Genomic DNA, 780 nt, shown 5'->3' on the forward strand with positions numbered 1-780 from the left:
CCCCTGTTGCCGCCGGTCAGACACCGTGAATTTGTTGCCGCCGAACGGGTGCCGCCGGTCAGGCGCCGCCGGCAGGTCGTCACCGCGCCGATCACACCGATCAGGACGACGACGACAAGCCCCGCCGCCGCGCCCCCGCGATCAGCTCCCCGCGGCCGCGCCGATCAGCTGCCCCAGGTCGAGCCCGTTGATCAGGTCTGCGGAGAACGTGGCCGGGTCGGCGCCGATGTCGCCGAGGGCGGTCGAGCCGGAGGTCACCGATCCCAGGCCCAGCCCGTCGAGGCTGCCGGTCACGACCTCGGTCGGGTTGGGCTCGCGGATGGTCACGCAGGTGTCGATGGGGTTGGCCACCCTGTAGCCGCTCACCAGCGCCAGATCCGTGGCCGCTCCAGTGTTGAGCACATCGCCCGGGGTGGCATCCGCGGGCACGCGGTAGGTGGTCTCGAGCGTGGCCCTTGCGTTTCCGAGGGTGGTCCACCCGGCCCCCGAGTGGCTGACCGAGTTGGTCGCCGAGTTGCGGGTCACGTCGTCGGTGACGGTCGTCCACGTCTGCCCACCGAGCAGGTACCAGACGCTCGAGCGGGCCTGGACCAGCTCGAACCCGGCCGGGTGGAAGTCGTCGATTCGCGAGACCAGGGCGCCCGCACCGCTGACCGTGGTCCGGAACGTCACTGTGCCGCCGGCGGCGCCGTGCTGATCGCCAATTTCTCGTGGGTGCTCTACCTCTTCGCCGCGTTCCTCCTCTACACGGGCGTCCGGATGATCCGCCAGCGCGACGAG

Annotated in this window: 1 protein-coding gene; it reads right to left on the reverse strand. The window is 70.9% G+C overall.

The window, feature by feature from the left end:
- Positions 1–141: 141 nt before the first annotated feature.
- On the reverse strand, positions 142–672 hold the full coding sequence (locus tag G6018_RS05155) for a hypothetical protein (RefSeq protein ID WP_182638985.1): 531 nt from the start codon (positions 670–672) through the stop codon (positions 142–144).
- Positions 673–780: the final 108 nt, after the last annotated feature.

Source organism: Dietzia sp. DQ11-44, assembly GCF_014145205.1.
GTDB lineage: Bacteria > Actinomycetota > Actinomycetes > Mycobacteriales > Mycobacteriaceae > Dietzia > Dietzia natronolimnaea.